A 17595-nucleotide genomic window follows, 5' to 3' on the forward strand; every position below is an offset into this window, starting at 1 on the left:
ACTTACTCCTAACTAAACTTCGCCTTTTACACAGCGTTGAAAAAACGGGTAAGTGTCTGTTGCGTAGTAGTGGTATATCCCTTGAGGAAACTCAGGTGTTACGCCAACGCGGCCATTACATTCGTCTAAATCACCAGAGCCTGCTACGTATTCCCAATCTTGTGCAAATGTACCTAATGGGTATATATCGGTAGAAGGGCGGTTTGCGCTTACGGTTGTTATATGTTGGTAGCTACCGGTCATTGCGGTTAGGGCTGAAGTTGCATCACTTGAGTCTGAGTAGCCGTAACGTGCATATATAGGAAAGCCGTCTGCTGCCCAGCCTATTAGAGTCATAGTTGAGCTATTGCCACCTCGCATTGCTACAAAGCCTTCTGGCATACCATGATAGTGATATGTGCCATCGGGTTGTACGTGTGCATTGTTGTCGTCTGTTCCAAAACTAAACGTGTCTTGGCTTAAGGCTTCTATATTCCAATTACCGCTGTTGTCGCCTAAATCGCAATCGGTGCCTGAATCACCGCAACTTCCGCCTGTGCCGGCGTCTATTTTAATGCCGTTAAGTACAACACCTATCACTCCACGAGGGCCACCAAGCATGGTTGCTTGTGTTGTCTCTACAGGCTCAAGTGTGTAGCTTTCATTTACTGATTGTTCAGAAATAGTATTTGGGTTATCGGCATTAGGGAATGTACCTACTTCGTGATCAGGTATGCCATTAGCGACTAAGTTGCGTGTAGTTCCTGTGCATGACCAATCTGCAGCGCTGGTGGCTTGTACTGATTCTGACTCGTTATATTCACTGTAGTTATATTCACAAAACACGCCTTGGGTTGAGCTACTCGTACCTGTACCGTTATCTGAGGTTGTTGGTGATGAATCTGTAGTTGTTGAGGTATCAACTATGCCTTCTCCATCTCCGCAAGCAACTAACGATGAAACAACTAAAGCCAAGGTGCTTAGCTTTATAGCATTTACCCTATTTGAGTTTTTAATATTAACTGCGTGTAGTTTCATTGCTGCTTACCTGTTCAATTAAGTTACTCAAACAATAATCAGCAATTGTGCAAATAGTGTGTAAACAATGATGACAAATTAGCAATGATGTAAATAGACGAAGTATTAAAGCTAAGTTGAGATTTAACTTTATTGGATTGTGTTTTATTTTAAAATTTCAAAAAGTTAAACTAATGCAAAAATAGCTAATATAAAAGGTTACCTTAATGGCTAAAACAAAACCTGTAGTGACGTTACAAAGTCACGGTATTTACTCTAAGTGGGATAGCGAAAGTAAAGCATTGCCACAAATAGAGCAATTTACAACAAATGTAATAGCTGAGGTAGATGTTGAGTTTGGCTTAATCGTAAATATTAAAAAGGGCAAAGGCGAAAAGCTTCACTACTGTATATACCATCCAGATATTCCAGACAGTGACGGTGATGTAATGGACCCCTTTGAAGGCGATGTATACGTTAAAAACAGTGATTGGAACTTTTACTTAGGCGATACGCTTTGGCTGCCAATAGAAAACAAGTTGGGTAATTGGCGTATGACGATTGAGCTTAATGGAAAAATCATTGCTGATAAAACATTTAAGGTGGCATTAGAGGCAGAGCGTACTGAAACTGATTTTTGGAAAAACCGAGGGTATTGATTTCTATTTTTTAGCTATATGGCGGGGATGTAGTAAAAATTAATAAAAGAGAGTTGTAGAGCCATTTAAAATAGCTCTACAAAAGTAAATTAGCGTGTTTAGTTACCCCAAGGGTTACTAGAATTAGAGCGTTGTTTGCGATCACGAGCACGTTGCTTTGTTGCTTTTTTTTCCATAATGCGTTTCGCATCGCTAAAACTTAATTCACATGGCTCACCAGGTTTATGATCAGCTGGGATCACACGATCGCGTGGCGGTAATTCGTATTGCACATCATCAGGCTTAGGTAAGTTTTTAAGACGATAAAGGTAAAAGTTATCTACTTTTTCTTGTGCCCATTGTGTTTTACGTAAAAATTTAACCGCTGACTTTATATCAGGATTGTTTTTAAAGCAGTTAAGTTGTAAATAAGCGTGTAGGAGTTCCCACCCGTATTGTTCAACCAGCTCTTCAACCACTTGTTCTAATTTAACGCCTTGCAGTGGATTATTACTGAAAAGTTCTTGGTTGCTCATAGGTGTTGCCTCGTAATTAAAATACAAATTGCATTATAAATTTAATAACGAGGCTTTAACAGTGTAAATAGCTTAACTTTGACAATTAACTACAACACGACCGCGAATTTTGCCTTGCATAAGTAGCTCTGCGTTATCAATTACGTGTTCTAGTGATATTTCAGTCGAAATTTTATCTAAATAATCGGCGCTTACTAATTTAGCTAAACGATCCCACGCTTCAATTCTGTCGGCTTTAGGGCGCATTACGCTATCAATGCCTATTAGTGACACACCACGTAATATAAATGGGGCAACTGAGGCAGGTAAATCCATGCCTTGGGCAAGTCCGCAGGCCGTTACTACACCCCCATACTTTAATGATGCACAAATATTAGCAAGTGTATGGCTACCTACTGAATCTATTGCCGCTGCAAAGCGCTCTTTTTGCAAAGGCTTACCAGGATTTGAAAGCTCGTTTCTGTAAATTACTTGTTTAGCACCTAACTCTTTTAAATATTCACTTTGATCTAATCGACCCGTAGCTGCTGTTACGTTGTAGCCTAGCTGGTTTAATAAATAAATAGCAAAGCTGCCTACACCACCATTGGCACCTGTTACCAGTATTTCGCCAGATTCAGGCGTAATACCTTGTTTTTCAAGAGCTATAACACTTAGCATAGCGGTATAACCGGCTGTACCTATTTGCATCGCTTGTTTTGGAGAGATACCTGCAGGCAAGGGGATTAGCCAATCGCTATTAAGTGCCGCTTTTTGAGCAAGCCCGCCCCAATGTTTTTCGCCTACACCAAAGCCATTTAATATTACGTTATCGCCACTTTTAAATTCATCGCTGGTGGAATTTGTAACCGTACCCACTAAATCGATACCTGGCACCATAGGAAAACTGCGTACAACGGGGCCTTTACCTGTAATTGCTAAACCATCTTTATAGTTAAGTGTGCTGTATAGCACGTCGATAGACACGTTTTCGTTTGGTAAATCACTATTTTCGATAGTCGATAATGAGGCGCTGTAGTTATTATCTTCTTTATTAATAACAATGGCTTTAATTGGGTTACTCATGGGATATCCTTTTAGACCGATCGTCTTTTAATTGGTAAATAAAAACGCATTAGGTTAATAATGCGCGTAAAAACATTTCTGTATACAAAGTAAGTGGAGTATTTGATTTTGTGAGCTTGGCGCGCATAACTGCACCTTCCCAGCCAATCCAAAAGTACTCACTCATCAATTTTGTATTTACATGGCTTGCAATAGTGCCTTGTTGCTTAGCTTGGTTTAAGCAAACCTCTACATGGTTTTGCCAAGCGGTGTAGCTTTGCATTAATCTGGTTTTAAACTCATCACTTAAATGGTTAAGCTCTTGATTTAAGTTACCTACTAAACAGCCACGTTTGTAATCGTATTTTTTCATTCCTTTAATTGCGCTTTGGGTAAAATTAACGATTCGCTCAAGTGGGGGAACATCTTCTTGCTGTATGTAATGGGTAAGCTTTGCAATAAAGTAACTGTCGTATGCATCAACTAACGCAATGCCGAAGGCCTCTTTACTTTTAAAGTAATGATAAAAGGAGCCTTTAGGTACAGCCGCTTTTTTTAAAATAGTATCGAGCCCCGTGGCGCTAAAGCCAAACTCAGTTAGGGTTTCTAGGCCCGTGCGAATAAGTAGCGCTTTGGTATCGGCGTTCTCTCTGGCTATTTTAGGTGGGCGACCACGGCGTATTGGTGTTGATGTATTTTTGTTCATGAACTCATATTAGACCGATCGACTTTAAATAATCAAGCATAAATTTAAATTGTTTAAAAATACTTCAAGTTAGGGGCGGGCTATTAATTTAAGATTAATGAAATAAAAGTGTAACGATTACATTTTTGTTTGGAACTTAGTCAATATTAGTCGGTCACAATTAAAGCACATAAGTGCTTTTTAGCGATTATTGAGTCGCATTTTATTTAGCATAAAACCGGTCAAATTAAATGTTGTATGACCACTTACTTTTTTAAATGTTAATTCATTTTTGCATCAGCAACTTAGTTAAAGTCAAACAATTTAATTGCTTTTACGATTTGAATTTTACATTTTTATTAACTATTCATTAAATGTAGATTTCACTAATGCTACACAATATATAAATAAAAAGGTGAGGATATTACCGATGAAGAGACAGAAAAGAGATCGTTTAGAAAGAGCTCATTCTCAAGGTTTTAAAGCAGGTTTAGCAGGTCGCTCAAAAGAGCTATGCCCTTATCAACAAGTAGATCCCAAATCAGAGTGGTTAGGAGGTTGGCGTGAAGCGATTGAAAACCGCAACATGTACAAAACCTAAAATCAATAATCGAATTTAAGCAAAAAGGCCTCCACGTTGGAGGCCTTTTTGTACGCATTTAAAAATTAAAACGCGCTAGTGTCTTGGAACAAGCCCACTTTTAAATCTTTTGCTTCGTAAATTACTCGGCCATCTACTTCTACAGTGCCATCTGCAACGCCCATGAATAATTTACGTTTAATTACGCGTTTCATTACAAGGCGGTAAGTTACTTTTTTATTAGTTGGTAAAATTTGGCCAGTAAATTTAACTTCACCCACACCTAGCGCACGGCCAAGACCTGGGCCACCAGACCAACCTAAGTAAAAACCAACTAGTTGCCACATAGCATCTAAGCCTAAACAACCTGGCATTACTGGGTCGCCTTTAAAATGACAATCGAAAAACCAAAGGCTAGGGTCAATATCAAGCTCAGCAACAATTTCGCCTTTACCATGAATACCGCCATCAGCAGTAATAGAGGTAATGCGATCCATCATTAACATGTTGTCACTTGGTAAACGGCAGTTACCTTCACCAAACATTTCACCTTGACCACACAGGATCAACTCTTCTTTTGTATAGCTATTTTTAGGTTCCATAACACTTATCTTCGCTTAGAAATTGCCAAGTACTTTAGCGTACACTTGTACGCTAAACAACTCGGAGCAGTTAAAAAATCAAAATATTGCATATTAAATCATCAATCAATCAACGCGATTGGTTTTTGCACTATAAAACCGCGCAATTACAATCAGAAATCATTATAATTAACGCTGTCTTATAACCAGTCTAAAGGAAGTTTATGATCCTTTTTGTTAACTCACTAACTGTGATTGATTTTTCTTACTTATGTAACAAACGCGGCGCCGTTGGCGAGAGCTGGATTGTTGATTTAACTTTGCACGGTAAACTTAACGAAGAGTCTATGGTTTTAGACTTTGGTTTAGTTAAAAAGCAAATTAAAGGCATTATAGATGAGTGTATTGATCACCGTTTAGCAATTCCTACAGGGCTTAATGGCACTGTATCTGAATTTGACGAGCATAAAACACTCGACTGTACATTTGGTGAAAATAATCACTTAGCTATGAGCGCTCCTCATCAAGCTTATTGCATGATTAACGCAGACGAAGTAACTGTTGAATCGGTTACCGAATTTTTAATTGCGACTATTTTACCGAAGCTACCAGATAACATTGAAAAAATTGAGCTGTCTCTTAAGCCTGAACACAGCCAAAGTTTTTACTATCATTACAGCCATGGCCTTAAAAAGCATGACGGTAATTGCCAGCGTATTATTCATGGGCATCGTTCTCAAATTGGTATTAGCCTAGATGGTATCTCTATGCCGCGCTTGCAAAAAGAATGGTCTCAAAAGTGGGAAGATATTTACTTAGCCACCAGTGAAGATCAAATTAACGCAGCTGATTTAAAACACATAACAGCCAAAGCGGGTGATGTATGTTTTGCTTATACATCGGCACAAGGCTATTTTGAAATGGCTATAAGCGAGTCTCGTTGCGACATTTTGCCAGTAGATACCACTGTAGAATGTATTGCTGAACATGTAGCTGGCCAAATTAAAGCCCAATACCCAGAAAAAGCAGTGAAAGTAACGGCTTATGAAGGTGTTGGAAAAGGATCGATTAGTTATGTTTAAAACACTTTTAGCAACAGCGCTTGTTGCCTCTGCTAGCTTTAGTGCTATGGCGCTTGAGTTAAAAGGGCATTTAACACAAGGCGGTTTAGTTACTGGAAAGCTAGAAAACGCTAATTCAGTAAGTTTAGATGGCAAAAGCTTAAAACTTTCGCCAAATGGTGACTTTGTATTTGGTTTTGGGCGTGACGCTGAAACGACTCATACTTTAAAATGGGTAGATAACACGGGTAAATCGCATTCACAGCCGCTAGCCATAACTAAGCGTGAATATGAAATTGATAAAATTACCGGCGTGGCTAAGAAGTATGTTTCACCGGCAAAAGAAGTCAGTGCACGTATAAGCCGCGAAGCAGTTGCTGTTCGTAAAGCGAGAGAAGTAGACTCTGATTTACTGTACTTTTTAGACCCTGTGTTAAAGCCTGCAGAAGGGCGTATATCGGGTGTTTATGGTAGTCAGCGCTATTTTAATGGTGAGCCTCGTCGTCCGCACTTTGGCTTAGACATTGCTAATAAAACAGGTTCTCCTGTTTACGCGCCAATTAGTGGTACCGTGGTATTTTCTGAACCTGATTTATACTACTCAGGTGGTACATTAATTATTGATCATGGCCATGGTATTACCTCAACTTACATTCATTTAAGTAAGCTTGATGTAAAAGTGGGTGACAAAATTAAGCAAGGTAACAAAGTGGCTGAAATTGGTGCAACAGGGCGTGTAACGGGTCCTCACCTAGATTGGCGTTTTAACTGGAAAGGCGAACGCCTTGATCCTGCATTACTAATGCAAGATACATTAGCAAACAAAAAGTAGAGATTATGACTGAAGTAAATCGCGATGCAATAATTGCTCAGCGTATTGAAGACTCAACCACATCGGTAACTAAAACTGTGTTTCCAGGGCGTACTAATCATCACAATACTTTATTTGGTGGTGATGCACTGGCGTGGATGGATGAAGTGGCATTTATAGCAGCAACTCGTTTTTGCCGTAAGCCTTTGGTAACTATATCTTCAGATAGAGTTGATTTTAAAGAAGCGATACCAGCAGGTACTTTTGCAGAGTTAATTGCTAAAGTAGTCCATGTAGGTAATACCAGCTTAAAAGTTGACGTAGATATATTATTAGAAACTATGCACAGAGATGATAAGCACTCTGCCATTAGTGGTAGCTTTACGTTTGTTGCAGTCGATGATAACCACAGACCGACTCCGGTAGTATGCGACAAAATGATTTATGGTTTTGATTAATTTAAAGCTTTAAATATGCGGTAAAGTAAATTTATATAAGCACCTTAATTGGTGCTTATATAAAACCCCTAAAAGAACACATCATACTAAATATTCATTAAATATAACCTCGACAACAGAGTTAATATTAACTAAAAAAAGTAATCAAACTGGGGGGGAGTTGATAGGGGTGAGAGTTGTTGGATTTGGATACTAAAAAGGCATGCTTTAAACATACCTTTTTAGTTACATTTAACTTTTAATTAAATTTACGAATACTTACATGCATACAACTAAAGCACCATTGCTGCAATCCAGCCAAATATCAGCAGTGGAATGTTAAAGTGAATAAACGTTGGAATAACAGAGTCTCTAATATGGTCGTGCTGGCCATCGGCATTTAAACCTGATGTTGGGCCAAGCGTTGAATCTGAAGCAGGGGAGCCTGCATCACCTAAAGCGCCCGCAGTACCAACAAGTGCAGCGGTTGCCATAACCGAAAACCCAAGATCTAAACACAAAGGAACAAACAAAGTTGCAATAATAGGCACTGTTGAAAACGAGCTACCAATTCCCATTGTAATTAATAACCCGACTAACAAAATAACACCGGCGGCCAAAGGTTTATTACCATCAAAAAGGGCGGCTGCGCTGTGTACTAAGCTTGCTACATCGCCAGTGGCTTGCATAACCGATGCAAAACCTTGTGCCGATATCATAATAAAGCCAATCATGGCCATCATCGCAACGCCTTTACTAAATACGTCGCCGTTTTCTTCCCACTTAACTACACCGAAAACACTAAATATCATTACACCTACTAAGCCACCTAAAATCATTGAGCCACTTAGGTTTTGTGCAACAAGTGAGGCAAGTACTGCAAAAAGCCCGACAATCATTACTTTTTTAGGGTTTTCTACCTCAGCCGATTTACTAACAGTTGTTAATGGGAGCTCGGTGTATTCGCGGCGTTTTTTGTAGGTAATAAATACCGCAATAAGCAATCCAATAAACATACCTAATGCAGGAATTATCATCGCCACAGGGACTTGGGTATTTACAATGTCTAGGCCGTTATCAACTAGGTTTTTGTGCAAAATAGAATATAAGTAAATACCCCCAAAACCATAAGGAAGCACCATGTAAGACGTTGCTAATCCAAATGTTAAAATACACGCTATAGCACGCCTGTCTAACATTAACTGATTAAAAACAACGAGTAACGGCGGGATCAAAATAGGAATAAACGCAATGTGTACAGGGACTAAGTTTTGCGAAGAAATTGCACAACCTAAAATAATTAATAAAATGAAGTAACTTAAAAATGTTTCATTACCGCTGCCTTTTGCATTTACTTTAGCAAGTAGCTTATCAGCGAGAATACGTGTTAAACCCGACTTAGAAATAGCAACGGCAAACGCGCCGAGCATAGCATAACTTAGTGCAATTTCAGCTCCAGCTGAAAGGCCAGAATTAAACGCATCAACACTTTCTTTTATGCCCAAGCCAGCAGTAATACCTGCAACTAACGCGCTTATGATCATGGCAACAATGACGTTAACGCGAGCCAGAGATAGCCCGAGCATTAAAATAACGCCTATAACAACAGCATTCATAGTATTCTCTATTTGGAAATTTTAATTAATTTTATCAGATCTTTAGCCTGAGTTTTACGCTCTTTCGTAAAAGGTTTTTTACCATAGCGTACTTGGTTAAATAACTGCCTAAAAGTGCTTATAGATTGTGCAGAACGAGGAAGTTGATCAGCAAAAAAGTCTAACTGCTGACTCGGTGTTAAATTATCGGGTGTATTTATTTTTTGTTTTTTAGCCCATGCTTTTACTTCATAAAACTCTTTAACCATAGGCGCTAATTTAGACGGGCGTTTTGGCAAGTTTAAATAAATAAAATAACCTATAAAACAAAAACCAGCTGTTAGTAAAACCATTAATGGTACAAGCCAAATATTTTTACTACCAAAAATTGATTTTAAAAAATCATTTTGTTTTTCTTCGTCAAAACCAAGTACCCAGCTAGACCATTGATAATCGAGGTTTTCAAGTTCCAACCTTAACCAATTAATAGCGGGGAAATTACTTAAACTCACTAAACCAAAATCAAGGTTACTTTTAAATTCGTCATTCAGCTCTTCGTTTTGCGAAAGTGAGCCATTTAAACGCTCTGGTGCAACAACGGCGGTTGCATCAAAAATAACCCAACCTTCGTTTTGTAAATATACTTCTACCCAAGCGTGTGCGTCGTATTGGCGAACAGTGAGCGTATTATTATCTTGATTTAATTCGCCACCTAAATAGCCACTTACTAGTCGAGCGGGTATACCTGCGGTTCTAAAAATGTACGCAGCGGCACTGGCATAGTGGCCACAAAAGCCACGTTGATTATCAAATAAAAATTGATCTATGGTGTTATCGCCGCTCATAGGAGTGGGTGTTAATGTGTAAGTAAATCCCGTACCTGCAAAGTACTGTAATAAGCGATTATAAAAATCGCGATCAGAGTGTGTATTTTGCTTTAAGTTTTTAGCAAGTGATGATGTTTTTACATTCTTTTTATTGGAGAGGTATTTGTAGCGTTTTTCTTCAAATTCGCCAAGCGGTAAAGCTTTGAAGTTAAAGCTATTTACATCGTATTGTAAGTTTTTAGCTTGGCGACTTTTTTTACGCAATAAACCTAGCGAATTACCTTCAACATTTGGTGAGTTACTACTGGAATACGCTAAACCATAGAGCCATTTTTGTGTAGCAGGCTCTGTAATAACTGAGTAGCTTGCAATAAGTTGCTCATCATTTTCGCTCTGCGTATTTGTTTTTACATTATTATATTTTAAAAAGTCAGACGTAAGCCACGCATTGCCATTAAACTCATCATGGACTATTGCTCGCCAATAATAAGGCGCTACAGGTTTTTCTTCGTTAAATTTAGCTCTAAATACAAGCTCGTCAGAATTTGAAAGCTTAGCAATATCGAATGGATCGACTTGTTCAGAAAGCCCTGTTTTAGCAAGCTTAGGTCCAGGAAGCTGCCAAAAGGTGGGCATTTTTGGTAAAAAAAGCAGTAAAAATATAGCTAAAGGAAGCGCTAAAAGTAGCAATTTACCACTTTGCTTAGAGGCGATTTTTAAATTATGTTTGGACTCGAGTAGGCCAAGTACTGCAAAGTTTAATATGTATAAACTACTAACAGTTAAAGTCGTTAAAATGCTTTGGTTAAATAAATACACAGATGAGAGTGAAAAAAACGTAAGCGTTGTAATTACATGATAGTGTTTTTTGGTTTTAGCCTGTAGCAGTTTAAATAAACTAGCAAGTAGCAGCATGGCCACAAATAAAATAACCGTATCCGACATGCCTACTATGTAGAGCATTAAACCCAGTGACACACCTGCGAGTATATTTGCCAGCCAAGCATTTGGCTTTGGTTTATTACTCAGCGTTATGTAAAAGTTCCATGCACAAATAAGTGAAAGTACACCTACGAAAACAAGCGGTAAATGTGATACAAAAAATACAATCAAACATGCATATATAAAAGACAGCGAATAATTTATTACTTTTTCGTTTTTAAGTATGTCCATTACACATCACCATTAAATGAGCATAATAATTCTAAGCATTGCTGCTTATGATGCTGTCCGGTATTTGTATTTATTGTTTTATTCGGTAGCTTTAACATAAAAGGGGTGTTTTTCTCGGTTGCTTCACACACTAAAAAGCATAACTGGCTTAAGCGCTGCTCTGTATCTCCATTCATTAACGTAAAATCGAAGAGTGCATTTGCTGTTTTAAAGTCTACAAACTCTTTAACTAACAACTGCTGGGTTTTTGCGTAATGCTTCCACGACACTCTTTGCAAGCCCATTTCAGGTAAATGTGGGATAAGAGACTCAAACTCTTCGCTACCAGATTGTGTAGAAATACCTTTATCGGCTTGCTCATCAAGCATAGAAACATGCGTATCACTGTGTACTTGTTCAAGCGACGGGTATACAAATACATCTTCTTGTAATTGAATGTAGCTCCAAACAGTTATCAAACCAAAGGGATAGTTACTCGCTATTTTAATACGTTGCACTGAGTACTTACCGCGTGAGCTGTAGGGTAAGTTGAGTGTAAGTACCTGAGGTTTAATATCAACTTGGCCGGTATGTTTGTGAGTTTGCTCACTACCTTGATATGTTAAATTAATAGATTGGGTTACTGAAGGGCTTTGTAATTCAAATATAATACTCGGTTTTTGAGGAGCGTAGCTATTAAATGCATCTTTAAATTTAACTGTTAAGCCTTTAGCGTTACTGTAGCCCATTAATACAGCAATAATCATCACCACAAACATAAGATAAGACATTATTAAAATTAGATTATTTTGATAATTAATGCCCATCACAAAGTTTAAAATAGCTACAACTATAAAATACCAACCAAGGGATGATGGCAATACATAAATTGTTCTGTGTTCAAGTGTAATTGAGTTTTTTAAATGTTTATTTTTTAATAACTTATTAAATACACTTTGCTTAAATGACTTAAATAAAGAAGGGCGCTTAGCTGTTTTTTTTGGCATAAAAGTTTATACCGGAACTAATACGTTTTTTAAAATATCGTTTACTTGCGCTTCATCTGACTCATTATGCAAACCTAATCGATGCTGACACACACTTGCAAATACGGCTTGAACATCTTCTGGCATTACAAAATCACGACCATCAATAAAGGCCCACGACCTAGCCGCTTTAGCCAGAGCCATACTAGCACGAGGTGATAACGATGATGCAAAAGCGTTGCTTGTGCGTGTGTAATTAACAAGCTCTATAATGTAGTCAATAACCGGGCTACTTAAAGTAATTTGGCTTATCTGGGATTGAATTGCCGCTAACTCTTGTTGGTTAATACGCTTAGGTAATTGGCTGTAATCTCGTTTTTGCATATTCAAAATTAAGCGTTTTTCGGCTTCTTTAGGAGGAAAACCTAAGCTAATGCGCATTAAAAATCGGTCTAATTGCGACTCAGGTAACGGGTAGGTACCTGATTGGTAAAGAGGGTTTTGTGTTGCAATCACAAAAAATGGATTTGGCAGCGTATATTTTTTTCCATCAACTGTCACTTGTTGCTCTTCCATTGCTTCAAGCAACGCACTTTGTGTTTTGGGCCCTGCGCGGTTTATTTCATCAGCTAAAACAACTTGGCTAAAAATAGGGCCTTTATGAAACGTAAAACTGTGCTCAGTAGAATTAAACACGTTAGTACCCAAAATATCAGCAGGGAGAAGATCACTGGTAAATTGTATACGCTGATACGATAAGCCTAACACAGCTGACAATGCATGAGAAAGAGTGGTTTTTCCCATGCCAGGCAAATCTTCAATGAGTAAATGCCCTTCGCTAAATAAGCATGTAAGTGCCAGTTTTATTTGTTGTTGTTTACCAAATATAACACTCGAAAGATCGTCTATAATCGCAGTAACAGTACTATGCATGCTAACCTTATTATTATTCTATTATTTCAAGACGCTTCATTACAGTGTCTACTTTTTTTGTATTAAAAGGTTTTGCAATAAAACCTTTAGCGCCCATTTCCCACGTGTTTTGTACGTTTTCGAGACTATTGTGGCCCGAACACATAACAACATGAGTGTGCGGGTAAGCACTATTAATGTATTCCAATATCTCTGCACCGTTAGAGTCTGGTAAATCTACATCTACAAATATAACGCCTGGCGGTTTATTGTCCATAATAGGTTTGGCAGAGCTAAAATCAGCACTTTCTAATATATCTTCAAACCCTAAGTCAGTTAAAATTTGGTTTAGATAATCACGAATTTCCTTAACGTCATCAATAATGAGGATGGGCTCTAGCGGGCGAACAAATTCCATATGTAGGTTACTTCTATTTTGAATACATCTAAGTGCTTTAATACTAAGCTAACCCCATCATAAGCTCAAGAACGTTACTTAAAAAACACCAATAAATAAACTGTTTATAGGTTTGCCCAACAACGTATTTTTAAAGGATTATCTGCTCTCATATCTTCTACTAACTTATATTTTCATTAATTGTAATGAACAATAATGACGTATTCATAAGAAATTCCTTAATCCAATACAACATTCCATCAAAATTTGATGTAACAAATTTGCTACTTAACTTATTGATTCAAAAATATTTACATATGAATTCGATTTTTTGTAAACGTTTTGTAATAAAAAATCGTTGACCTTCTAAATTCATTCTGTGATTATGCTCAGCAGATGGGCTTATGCTCACAAGTGCAGTTTCATTAACCACTTAATGTTTTGCTCAGTCAGCCTCATCTATACACACTGAATTAATACCAATTTCATTAAATGAAAATGCAATTTAATAAAGTTGGCATCACACACCACACTAAATAAAGAGCTTATTATGTTGAATAATAAAAAGACTAAATTTGCAATTTCTCTCATAGCGGCAGCTATGGCTACATCGGCTCCAGCACAGGCTGATATTTCTGAATATTTAGATCGCGTTGACGTAGACTTTTTACTAATGCAAAACTTTCAGTCAATTCAGGCTAAAGATGGTGCATTTCGTCCAGAAGATGAAGAACAAGAATCAGGATTTGGCCGTATTAGAGCTAATCTAATGCTTAAATTTCATATTAACGAGTTCATCACTGCCGATATAGATATTGCAGAAGAGCCTAATGACTTTGGTGGCGAAGATCGTGACTTTTCATTTCACAACGATTTTGCAGGTGTTGAATTTGACTTACTAGGTCTATATGGCACACCAAAAGAAAACGCAAATTTAACACTGCGTTTGGGTAATATTGGTGGCTCACCATTTCAATTTAAAGGCTTTCAAGACGGCGCAGATAACCAAAGTAATGCACTTATTGGTAATGGTATTACCGATTACGCAACCGCAGAAAACGGCGCACAGCTAAGTTACAGCGAAACTTTCGATAGTGGTGTAGTACGTGCTTATAATGTTACAGGTCACATTACGACTTCAAGTTTCGGTGAAGCATTTCAAGAAGACAGAGGTTATAACTACCGACTTCAAGGTACTCTAGAATTTGAAGGTGGCTTTAAAGCAGGCTTAAACTTATTAAAAGCGAATCAGGGCGACCAGTTACGTTTTGAAAATGGCGTAGCAAGTCTTGATGGTGTAACCACAACAAACTATCGCTTTGGCGATGGTGAAAACTATAATTTCTCAGCGTCACCTTCAAACGAGCGTGACACTCACGTTGGCGCAATGCCAGGGCTTGAGCAATCAATCATCCAGCTTAACTTAGCTTATCAACCATCTGACGAAACTAGCTTAATTTTTATGGTTGGTAAATCGTCTGATGATTACACATTTGCAGATGCCGCTGGTAATGCAGTTGCCGGTATTACCTACTTTGGTACAAACGGCATAGCTGATGAAAATGGCACTACTTTTGATTCAAACAGTGTAATAGAAGGCGACTCATCGGTTGAGTACTTCGTGTTTGAAGCACAACAATATCTAATCCCTAAAAAGCTATATGTAGCGGCTCGTTATGCAGAAGCCGATAACACTTCCGACTTAATTGAACAAACAGACAACACAGTAGAGCGTATTCAAGTAGCCGCAGGTTACTGGTTTAACGATAAAACGCTTTTAAAAGTTGAGTATGTTAACCAAGAAGAAGGTGTTAATTCGGGCGGCCAAATCGGTAAAGGATTTGACGGCTTCACTTCTGAAATATCTGTTAAATTTTAAATCATTATCCAACTAGTCTAACTATTTAAACAAAGGACCTAAAAAGGCACTTTGCGGGCAGTTTTATGCGTTAAAACTGCCATAAATATAATTGGTAATAGATTGAAATTTAATAGCACTTGTTAAAACATAACGTGTATGGGGAATACCCGATGAAAAATAAATTAATTATGCTCGCGTGTGGCTTTATAAGCATGGGCGCTGCGGCAAAAGAAACAATCACAATAGCGACTGTTAACAATGGTGACATGATCACCATGAAAGAATTAAGCAGTGACTTTACCAGCCAAAACCCGGATATAGATCTAAAATGGGTTACTCTAGAGGAAAACATTCTTCGCCAACGTGTCACAACCGATGTTGCAACAAAGGGCGGCCAATACGATGTTATGACCATAGGTACTTATGAAGTACCAATTTGGGGCAAGCAAAATTGGCTAAAAGAGCTGGATAATTTAGGTGAAAACTACGATTTAGACGATTTAATTCCGGCAATTCGAAGCGGTTTAACGATTAACGACAAGCTTTATGCTGCGCCATTTTATGGCGAAAGCTCAATGGTTATGTACCGCACTGACTTAATGGAAAAAGCAGGGCTGACAATGCCTAAAGCCCCAACATGGGACTTTATACGCAAAGCTGCTAAAGCGATGACAGATAAAAAAGAAGGTGTTTATGGCCTTTGTCTACGTGGTAAAGCAGGTTGGGGCGAAAACGTTGCGCTTATTACATCCATGGCAAATTCGTTTGGTGCGCGTTGGTTTGATGAAAATTGGAAACCTCAGTTTAATACCCCAGAGTGGGAAAATACCCTTCAGTATTATGTCGATGTGATGAAAGAATCTGGTCCTGCTGGTTCATCTGCAAACGGTTTTAATGAAAACCTTGCACTTTTTCAAACCGGAAAATGTGGTATTTGGATTGATGCAACCGTTGCAGGCGCATTTGTTACTAACAAAAAAGATTCAGAAGTTGCCGATAAAGTAGGGTTTGCACTTGCGCCAGATAACGGTCTAGGTAAACGCGGTAACTGGTTATGGTCTTGGACTTTAGCCGTACCGGCAAGCAGCAAAAAACCAGATGCCGCAATGAAATTTATTAGCTGGGCAACATCTAAAGAATACACACAACTTGTAGCCGATAAAAAAGGTTGGGCAAAAGTACCGCCAGGTACACGTAAATCACTTTACAGTAATCAAAAGTACATGGACGCAGCACCGTTTGCGCAAATTACTTTAGATTCTATTCAATCTGCAGATCCTAAAAATCCGACAGTTAAACCAGTGCCTTATGTAGGTATTCAGTTTGTTGCTATTCCTGAGTTTCAAGGAATTGGTACAGCTGTTGGGCAACAATTTTCAGCAGCATTAACTGGCCAAATGACCGTTAAGCAAGCGCTTAGTACGTCTCAGCACCTCGTTGAGCGAACAATGCGTAAAGCTCGCTATCCTAAATAGCATGTAATGGGCGGGTAAGTACTCAAACTTACCCAATATTTTATGTCAATTCTATTTACTTGTTAGTTATAAACACTATCAAGGGTTTCTGATTTTCACTTGATAGTTAACAAGTAAATAGAATTGGCTTTTTTAAGGTCACCTTTATGGCAACAACTAACTCGCGCACGCTTGCTCGGTTTATGCTTCTTCCTAGTGTAATTTTATTACTTGCTTGGATGATAGTTCCGCTGTGTATGACACTGTATTTCTCATTTATTGATTACAACTTACTCGTTCCAGGGGATAAAGAGTTTGTAGGCTTTTTAAACTATGAATTTTTCCTAACTGATCCGGCTTTTTTTGAATCATTTTTTAACACGCTTTACCTAGTAACTGGGGTTTTACTTATCACTATTTGTGGTGGTATTGGCTTAGCTATTTTACTAGACCAAGCAATATGGGGACGAAATTACGTTCGTATTATGGTACTAGCCCCATTTTTTGTAATGCCAACTGTGTCGGCATTAGTATGGAAAAACATGCTAATGAACCCAGTTAATGGCTTATTTGCACATTTCGCGATTTGGCTTGGCTTTGAACCTATCGACTTTTTTGCTCAAATGCCGCTATTTTCAATCATCATAATTGTGTCTTGGCAGTGGTTACCATTTGCAGCATTAATACTGCTAACAGCAATACAATCATTAGACCGTGAACAATTAGAAGCGGCTGATTTAGACGGAGCTGGGCCATTTAGTAAGTTTTTTTACATCGTTTTGCCGCACTTATCGCGCGCTGTAACCGCTGTTATTTTAATCGAAACTATATTTTTACTGTCAATTTTTGCCGAAATATTAGTTACAACAAGTGGTGGTCCTGGTTATTCGTCTACCAATATAACGTACTTAATTTACACGCAATCACTACTTCAATTTGATGTAGGTGGCGGTTCGGCAGGGGGCATAGTTGCAGTAATAATTGCAAATATTGTCGCTATATTTTTAATGCGCTTAATTGGCAAAAACTTGGAGGGTTAATT

Annotated in this window: 18 protein-coding genes; 8 read left to right on the top strand and 10 right to left on the bottom strand. The window is 38.2% G+C overall.

Annotated features, from left to right (window positions below; genetic code table 11):
* Positions 1-12: 12 nt before the first annotated feature.
* Positions 13-1017, bottom strand: a complete 1005-nt coding sequence (locus tag GQR47_RS01945) for a YHYH protein (RefSeq protein ID WP_165723444.1) — start codon at positions 1015-1017, stop codon at positions 13-15.
* A gap of 206 nt (positions 1018-1223) precedes the next feature.
* On the opposite strand from GQR47_RS01945, the gene GQR47_RS01950 reads away from it, so the two are divergent.
* Positions 1224-1655 (top strand): DUF3859 domain-containing protein, encoded by a 432-nt coding sequence (locus tag GQR47_RS01950; RefSeq protein WP_024595282.1) that lies wholly within the window; start codon positions 1224-1226, stop codon positions 1653-1655.
* Between the two features lie 98 nt (positions 1656-1753).
* On the opposite strand, the gene GQR47_RS01955 is transcribed toward GQR47_RS01950, so the two are convergent.
* The 3 genes from GQR47_RS01955 to GQR47_RS01965 all read right to left on the bottom strand — a co-directional run bounded on the left by GQR47_RS01955 (position 1754) and on the right by GQR47_RS01965 (position 3920).
* Positions 1754-2170, bottom strand: a complete 417-nt coding sequence (locus tag GQR47_RS01955; RefSeq protein WP_024595281.1) for a VF530 family protein — start codon at positions 2168-2170, stop codon at positions 1754-1756.
* A gap of 72 nt (positions 2171-2242) precedes the next feature.
* Positions 2243-3235: an MDR family oxidoreductase gene (locus GQR47_RS01960; RefSeq protein ID WP_165723445.1), complete on the bottom strand. Its 993-nt coding sequence runs from the start codon at positions 3233-3235 to the stop codon at positions 2243-2245.
* Between the two features lie 49 nt (positions 3236-3284).
* Positions 3285-3920 carry a TetR/AcrR family transcriptional regulator gene (locus tag GQR47_RS01965; protein WP_024595368.1) on the bottom strand — a complete coding sequence of 212 codons (636 nt, stop codon included), beginning with the start codon at positions 3918-3920 and terminating at the stop codon, positions 3285-3287.
* Positions 3921-4329: 409 nt separating this feature from the next.
* Between GQR47_RS01965 and rmf the strand changes: the two genes are divergently transcribed.
* Positions 4330-4500, top strand: a complete 171-nt coding sequence (gene rmf, locus GQR47_RS01970; RefSeq protein ID WP_002960897.1) for a ribosome modulation factor — start codon at positions 4330-4332, stop codon at positions 4498-4500.
* A gap of 65 nt (positions 4501-4565) precedes the next feature.
* On the opposite strand, the gene fabA is transcribed toward rmf, so the two are convergent.
* Positions 4566-5081, bottom strand: coding sequence for a bifunctional 3-hydroxydecanoyl-ACP dehydratase/trans-2-decenoyl-ACP isomerase (gene fabA / locus GQR47_RS01975; RefSeq protein WP_002960896.1), 516 nt, complete (start codon positions 5079-5081; stop codon positions 4566-4568).
* 203 nt (positions 5082-5284) lie between these two features.
* Between fabA and GQR47_RS01980 the strand changes: the two genes are divergently transcribed.
* Genes GQR47_RS01980 through GQR47_RS01990 form a run of 3 tightly spaced genes read left to right on the top strand, consistent with a single transcriptional unit; the run spans position 5285 to position 7390 of the window.
* The gene (locus GQR47_RS01980) at positions 5285-6142 is read left to right on the top strand and encodes a 6-carboxytetrahydropterin synthase (protein WP_024595367.1); all 858 of its coding nucleotides are present in this window, start codon (positions 5285-5287) and stop codon (positions 6140-6142) included.
* Entirely contained in the window at positions 6135-6953 is an 819-nt protein-coding gene (locus GQR47_RS01985) for a M23 family metallopeptidase (protein WP_024595366.1), read from the top strand. The genes GQR47_RS01980 and GQR47_RS01985 overlap by 8 nt, the downstream gene beginning before the upstream one ends.
* Positions 6954-6958: 5 nt before the next feature.
* Positions 6959-7390 (top strand): acyl-CoA thioesterase, encoded by a 432-nt coding sequence (locus GQR47_RS01990; RefSeq protein ID WP_024595365.1) that lies wholly within the window; start codon positions 6959-6961, stop codon positions 7388-7390.
* Between the two features lie 272 nt (positions 7391-7662).
* On the opposite strand, the gene GQR47_RS01995 is transcribed toward GQR47_RS01990, so the two are convergent.
* Genes GQR47_RS01995 through GQR47_RS02015 form a run of 5 tightly spaced genes read right to left on the bottom strand, consistent with a single transcriptional unit; the run spans position 7663 to position 13259 of the window.
* A complete protein-coding gene (locus tag GQR47_RS01995) occupies positions 7663-8985 on the bottom strand; it encodes a Na+/H+ antiporter family protein (protein ID WP_165723446.1) in 1323 nt (440 codons plus the stop codon).
* Between the two features lie 8 nt (positions 8986-8993).
* Entirely contained in the window at positions 8994-10964 is a 1971-nt protein-coding gene (locus GQR47_RS02000) for a DUF3488 and transglutaminase-like domain-containing protein (protein ID WP_165723447.1), read from the bottom strand.
* Positions 10964-11950, bottom strand: coding sequence for a DUF58 domain-containing protein (locus GQR47_RS02005; RefSeq protein WP_024594807.1), 987 nt, complete (start codon positions 11948-11950; stop codon positions 10964-10966). Before GQR47_RS02005 ends, GQR47_RS02000 begins: the two co-directional genes overlap by 1 nt.
* 6 nt (positions 11951-11956) lie before the next feature.
* On the bottom strand, positions 11957-12862 hold the full coding sequence (locus GQR47_RS02010) for a MoxR family ATPase (protein ID WP_165723448.1): 906 nt from the start codon (positions 12860-12862) through the stop codon (positions 11957-11959).
* 13 nt (positions 12863-12875) lie between these two features.
* Positions 12876-13259: a response regulator gene (locus tag GQR47_RS02015; RefSeq protein WP_002960883.1), complete on the bottom strand. Its 384-nt coding sequence runs from the start codon at positions 13257-13259 to the stop codon at positions 12876-12878.
* A 529-nt stretch (positions 13260-13788) separates the two neighbouring features.
* Here GQR47_RS02015 and GQR47_RS02020 point away from each other — a divergent pair.
* From GQR47_RS02020 to GQR47_RS02030, 3 genes are all read left to right on the top strand, one after another.
* The gene (locus GQR47_RS02020) at positions 13789-15117 is read left to right on the top strand and encodes a hypothetical protein (RefSeq protein ID WP_165723449.1); all 1329 of its coding nucleotides are present in this window, start codon (positions 13789-13791) and stop codon (positions 15115-15117) included.
* 152 nt (positions 15118-15269) lie between these two features.
* Positions 15270-16574 (top strand): sugar ABC transporter substrate-binding protein, encoded by a 1305-nt coding sequence (locus GQR47_RS02025; RefSeq protein WP_007377152.1) that lies wholly within the window; start codon positions 15270-15272, stop codon positions 16572-16574.
* A 146-nt stretch (positions 16575-16720) separates the two neighbouring features.
* Entirely contained in the window at positions 16721-17593 is an 873-nt protein-coding gene (locus GQR47_RS02030) for a sugar ABC transporter permease (protein WP_002960879.1), read from the top strand.
* The last annotated feature ends 2 nt before the right edge of the window (positions 17594-17595 follow it).

The organism is Pseudoalteromonas sp. Z1A2 (assembly GCF_011378755.1).
Classification (GTDB): Bacteria; Pseudomonadota; Gammaproteobacteria; order Enterobacterales; family Alteromonadaceae; genus Pseudoalteromonas; species Pseudoalteromonas distincta.

Bases quoted from the DNA above. Each gene is read 5' to 3' on its own strand.
- fabA (WP_002960896.1), bottom strand. From the start codon at position 5,081: ATGGAACCTAAAAATAGCTATACAAAAGAAGAGTTGATCCTGTGTGGT.
- GQR47_RS02025 (WP_007377152.1), top strand. From the start codon at position 15,270: ATGAAAAATAAATTAATTATGCTCGCGTGTGGCTTTATAAGCATGGGC.
- GQR47_RS01950 (WP_024595282.1), top strand. From the start codon at position 1,224: ATGGCTAAAACAAAACCTGTAGTGACGTTACAAAGTCACGGTATTTAC.
- GQR47_RS01985 (WP_024595366.1), top strand. From the start codon at position 6,135: ATGTTTAAAACACTTTTAGCAACAGCGCTTGTTGCCTCTGCTAGCTTT.
- GQR47_RS01955 (WP_024595281.1), bottom strand. From the start codon at position 2,170: ATGAGCAACCAAGAACTTTTCAGTAATAATCCACTGCAAGGCGTTAAA.
- GQR47_RS02015 (WP_002960883.1), bottom strand. From the start codon at position 13,259: ATGGAATTTGTTCGCCCGCTAGAGCCCATCCTCATTATTGATGACGTT.
- GQR47_RS01945 (WP_165723444.1), bottom strand. From the start codon at position 1,017: ATGAAACTACACGCAGTTAATATTAAAAACTCAAATAGGGTAAATGCT.
- rmf (WP_002960897.1), top strand. From the start codon at position 4,330: ATGAAGAGACAGAAAAGAGATCGTTTAGAAAGAGCTCATTCTCAAGGT.
- GQR47_RS01965 (WP_024595368.1), bottom strand. From the start codon at position 3,920: ATGAACAAAAATACATCAACACCAATACGCCGTGGTCGCCCACCTAAA.
- GQR47_RS01980 (WP_024595367.1), top strand. From the start codon at position 5,285: ATGATCCTTTTTGTTAACTCACTAACTGTGATTGATTTTTCTTACTTA.
- GQR47_RS02020 (WP_165723449.1), top strand. From the start codon at position 13,789: ATGTTGAATAATAAAAAGACTAAATTTGCAATTTCTCTCATAGCGGCA.
- GQR47_RS02010 (WP_165723448.1), bottom strand. From the start codon at position 12,862: ATGCATAGTACTGTTACTGCGATTATAGACGATCTTTCGAGTGTTATA.
- GQR47_RS02030 (WP_002960879.1), top strand. From the start codon at position 16,721: ATGGCAACAACTAACTCGCGCACGCTTGCTCGGTTTATGCTTCTTCCT.
- GQR47_RS02000 (WP_165723447.1), bottom strand. From the start codon at position 10,964: ATGGACATACTTAAAAACGAAAAAGTAATAAATTATTCGCTGTCTTTT.
- GQR47_RS01990 (WP_024595365.1), top strand. From the start codon at position 6,959: ATGACTGAAGTAAATCGCGATGCAATAATTGCTCAGCGTATTGAAGAC.
- GQR47_RS02005 (WP_024594807.1), bottom strand. From the start codon at position 11,950: ATGCCAAAAAAAACAGCTAAGCGCCCTTCTTTATTTAAGTCATTTAAG.
- GQR47_RS01960 (WP_165723445.1), bottom strand. From the start codon at position 3,235: ATGAGTAACCCAATTAAAGCCATTGTTATTAATAAAGAAGATAATAAC.
- GQR47_RS01995 (WP_165723446.1), bottom strand. From the start codon at position 8,985: ATGAATGCTGTTGTTATAGGCGTTATTTTAATGCTCGGGCTATCTCTG.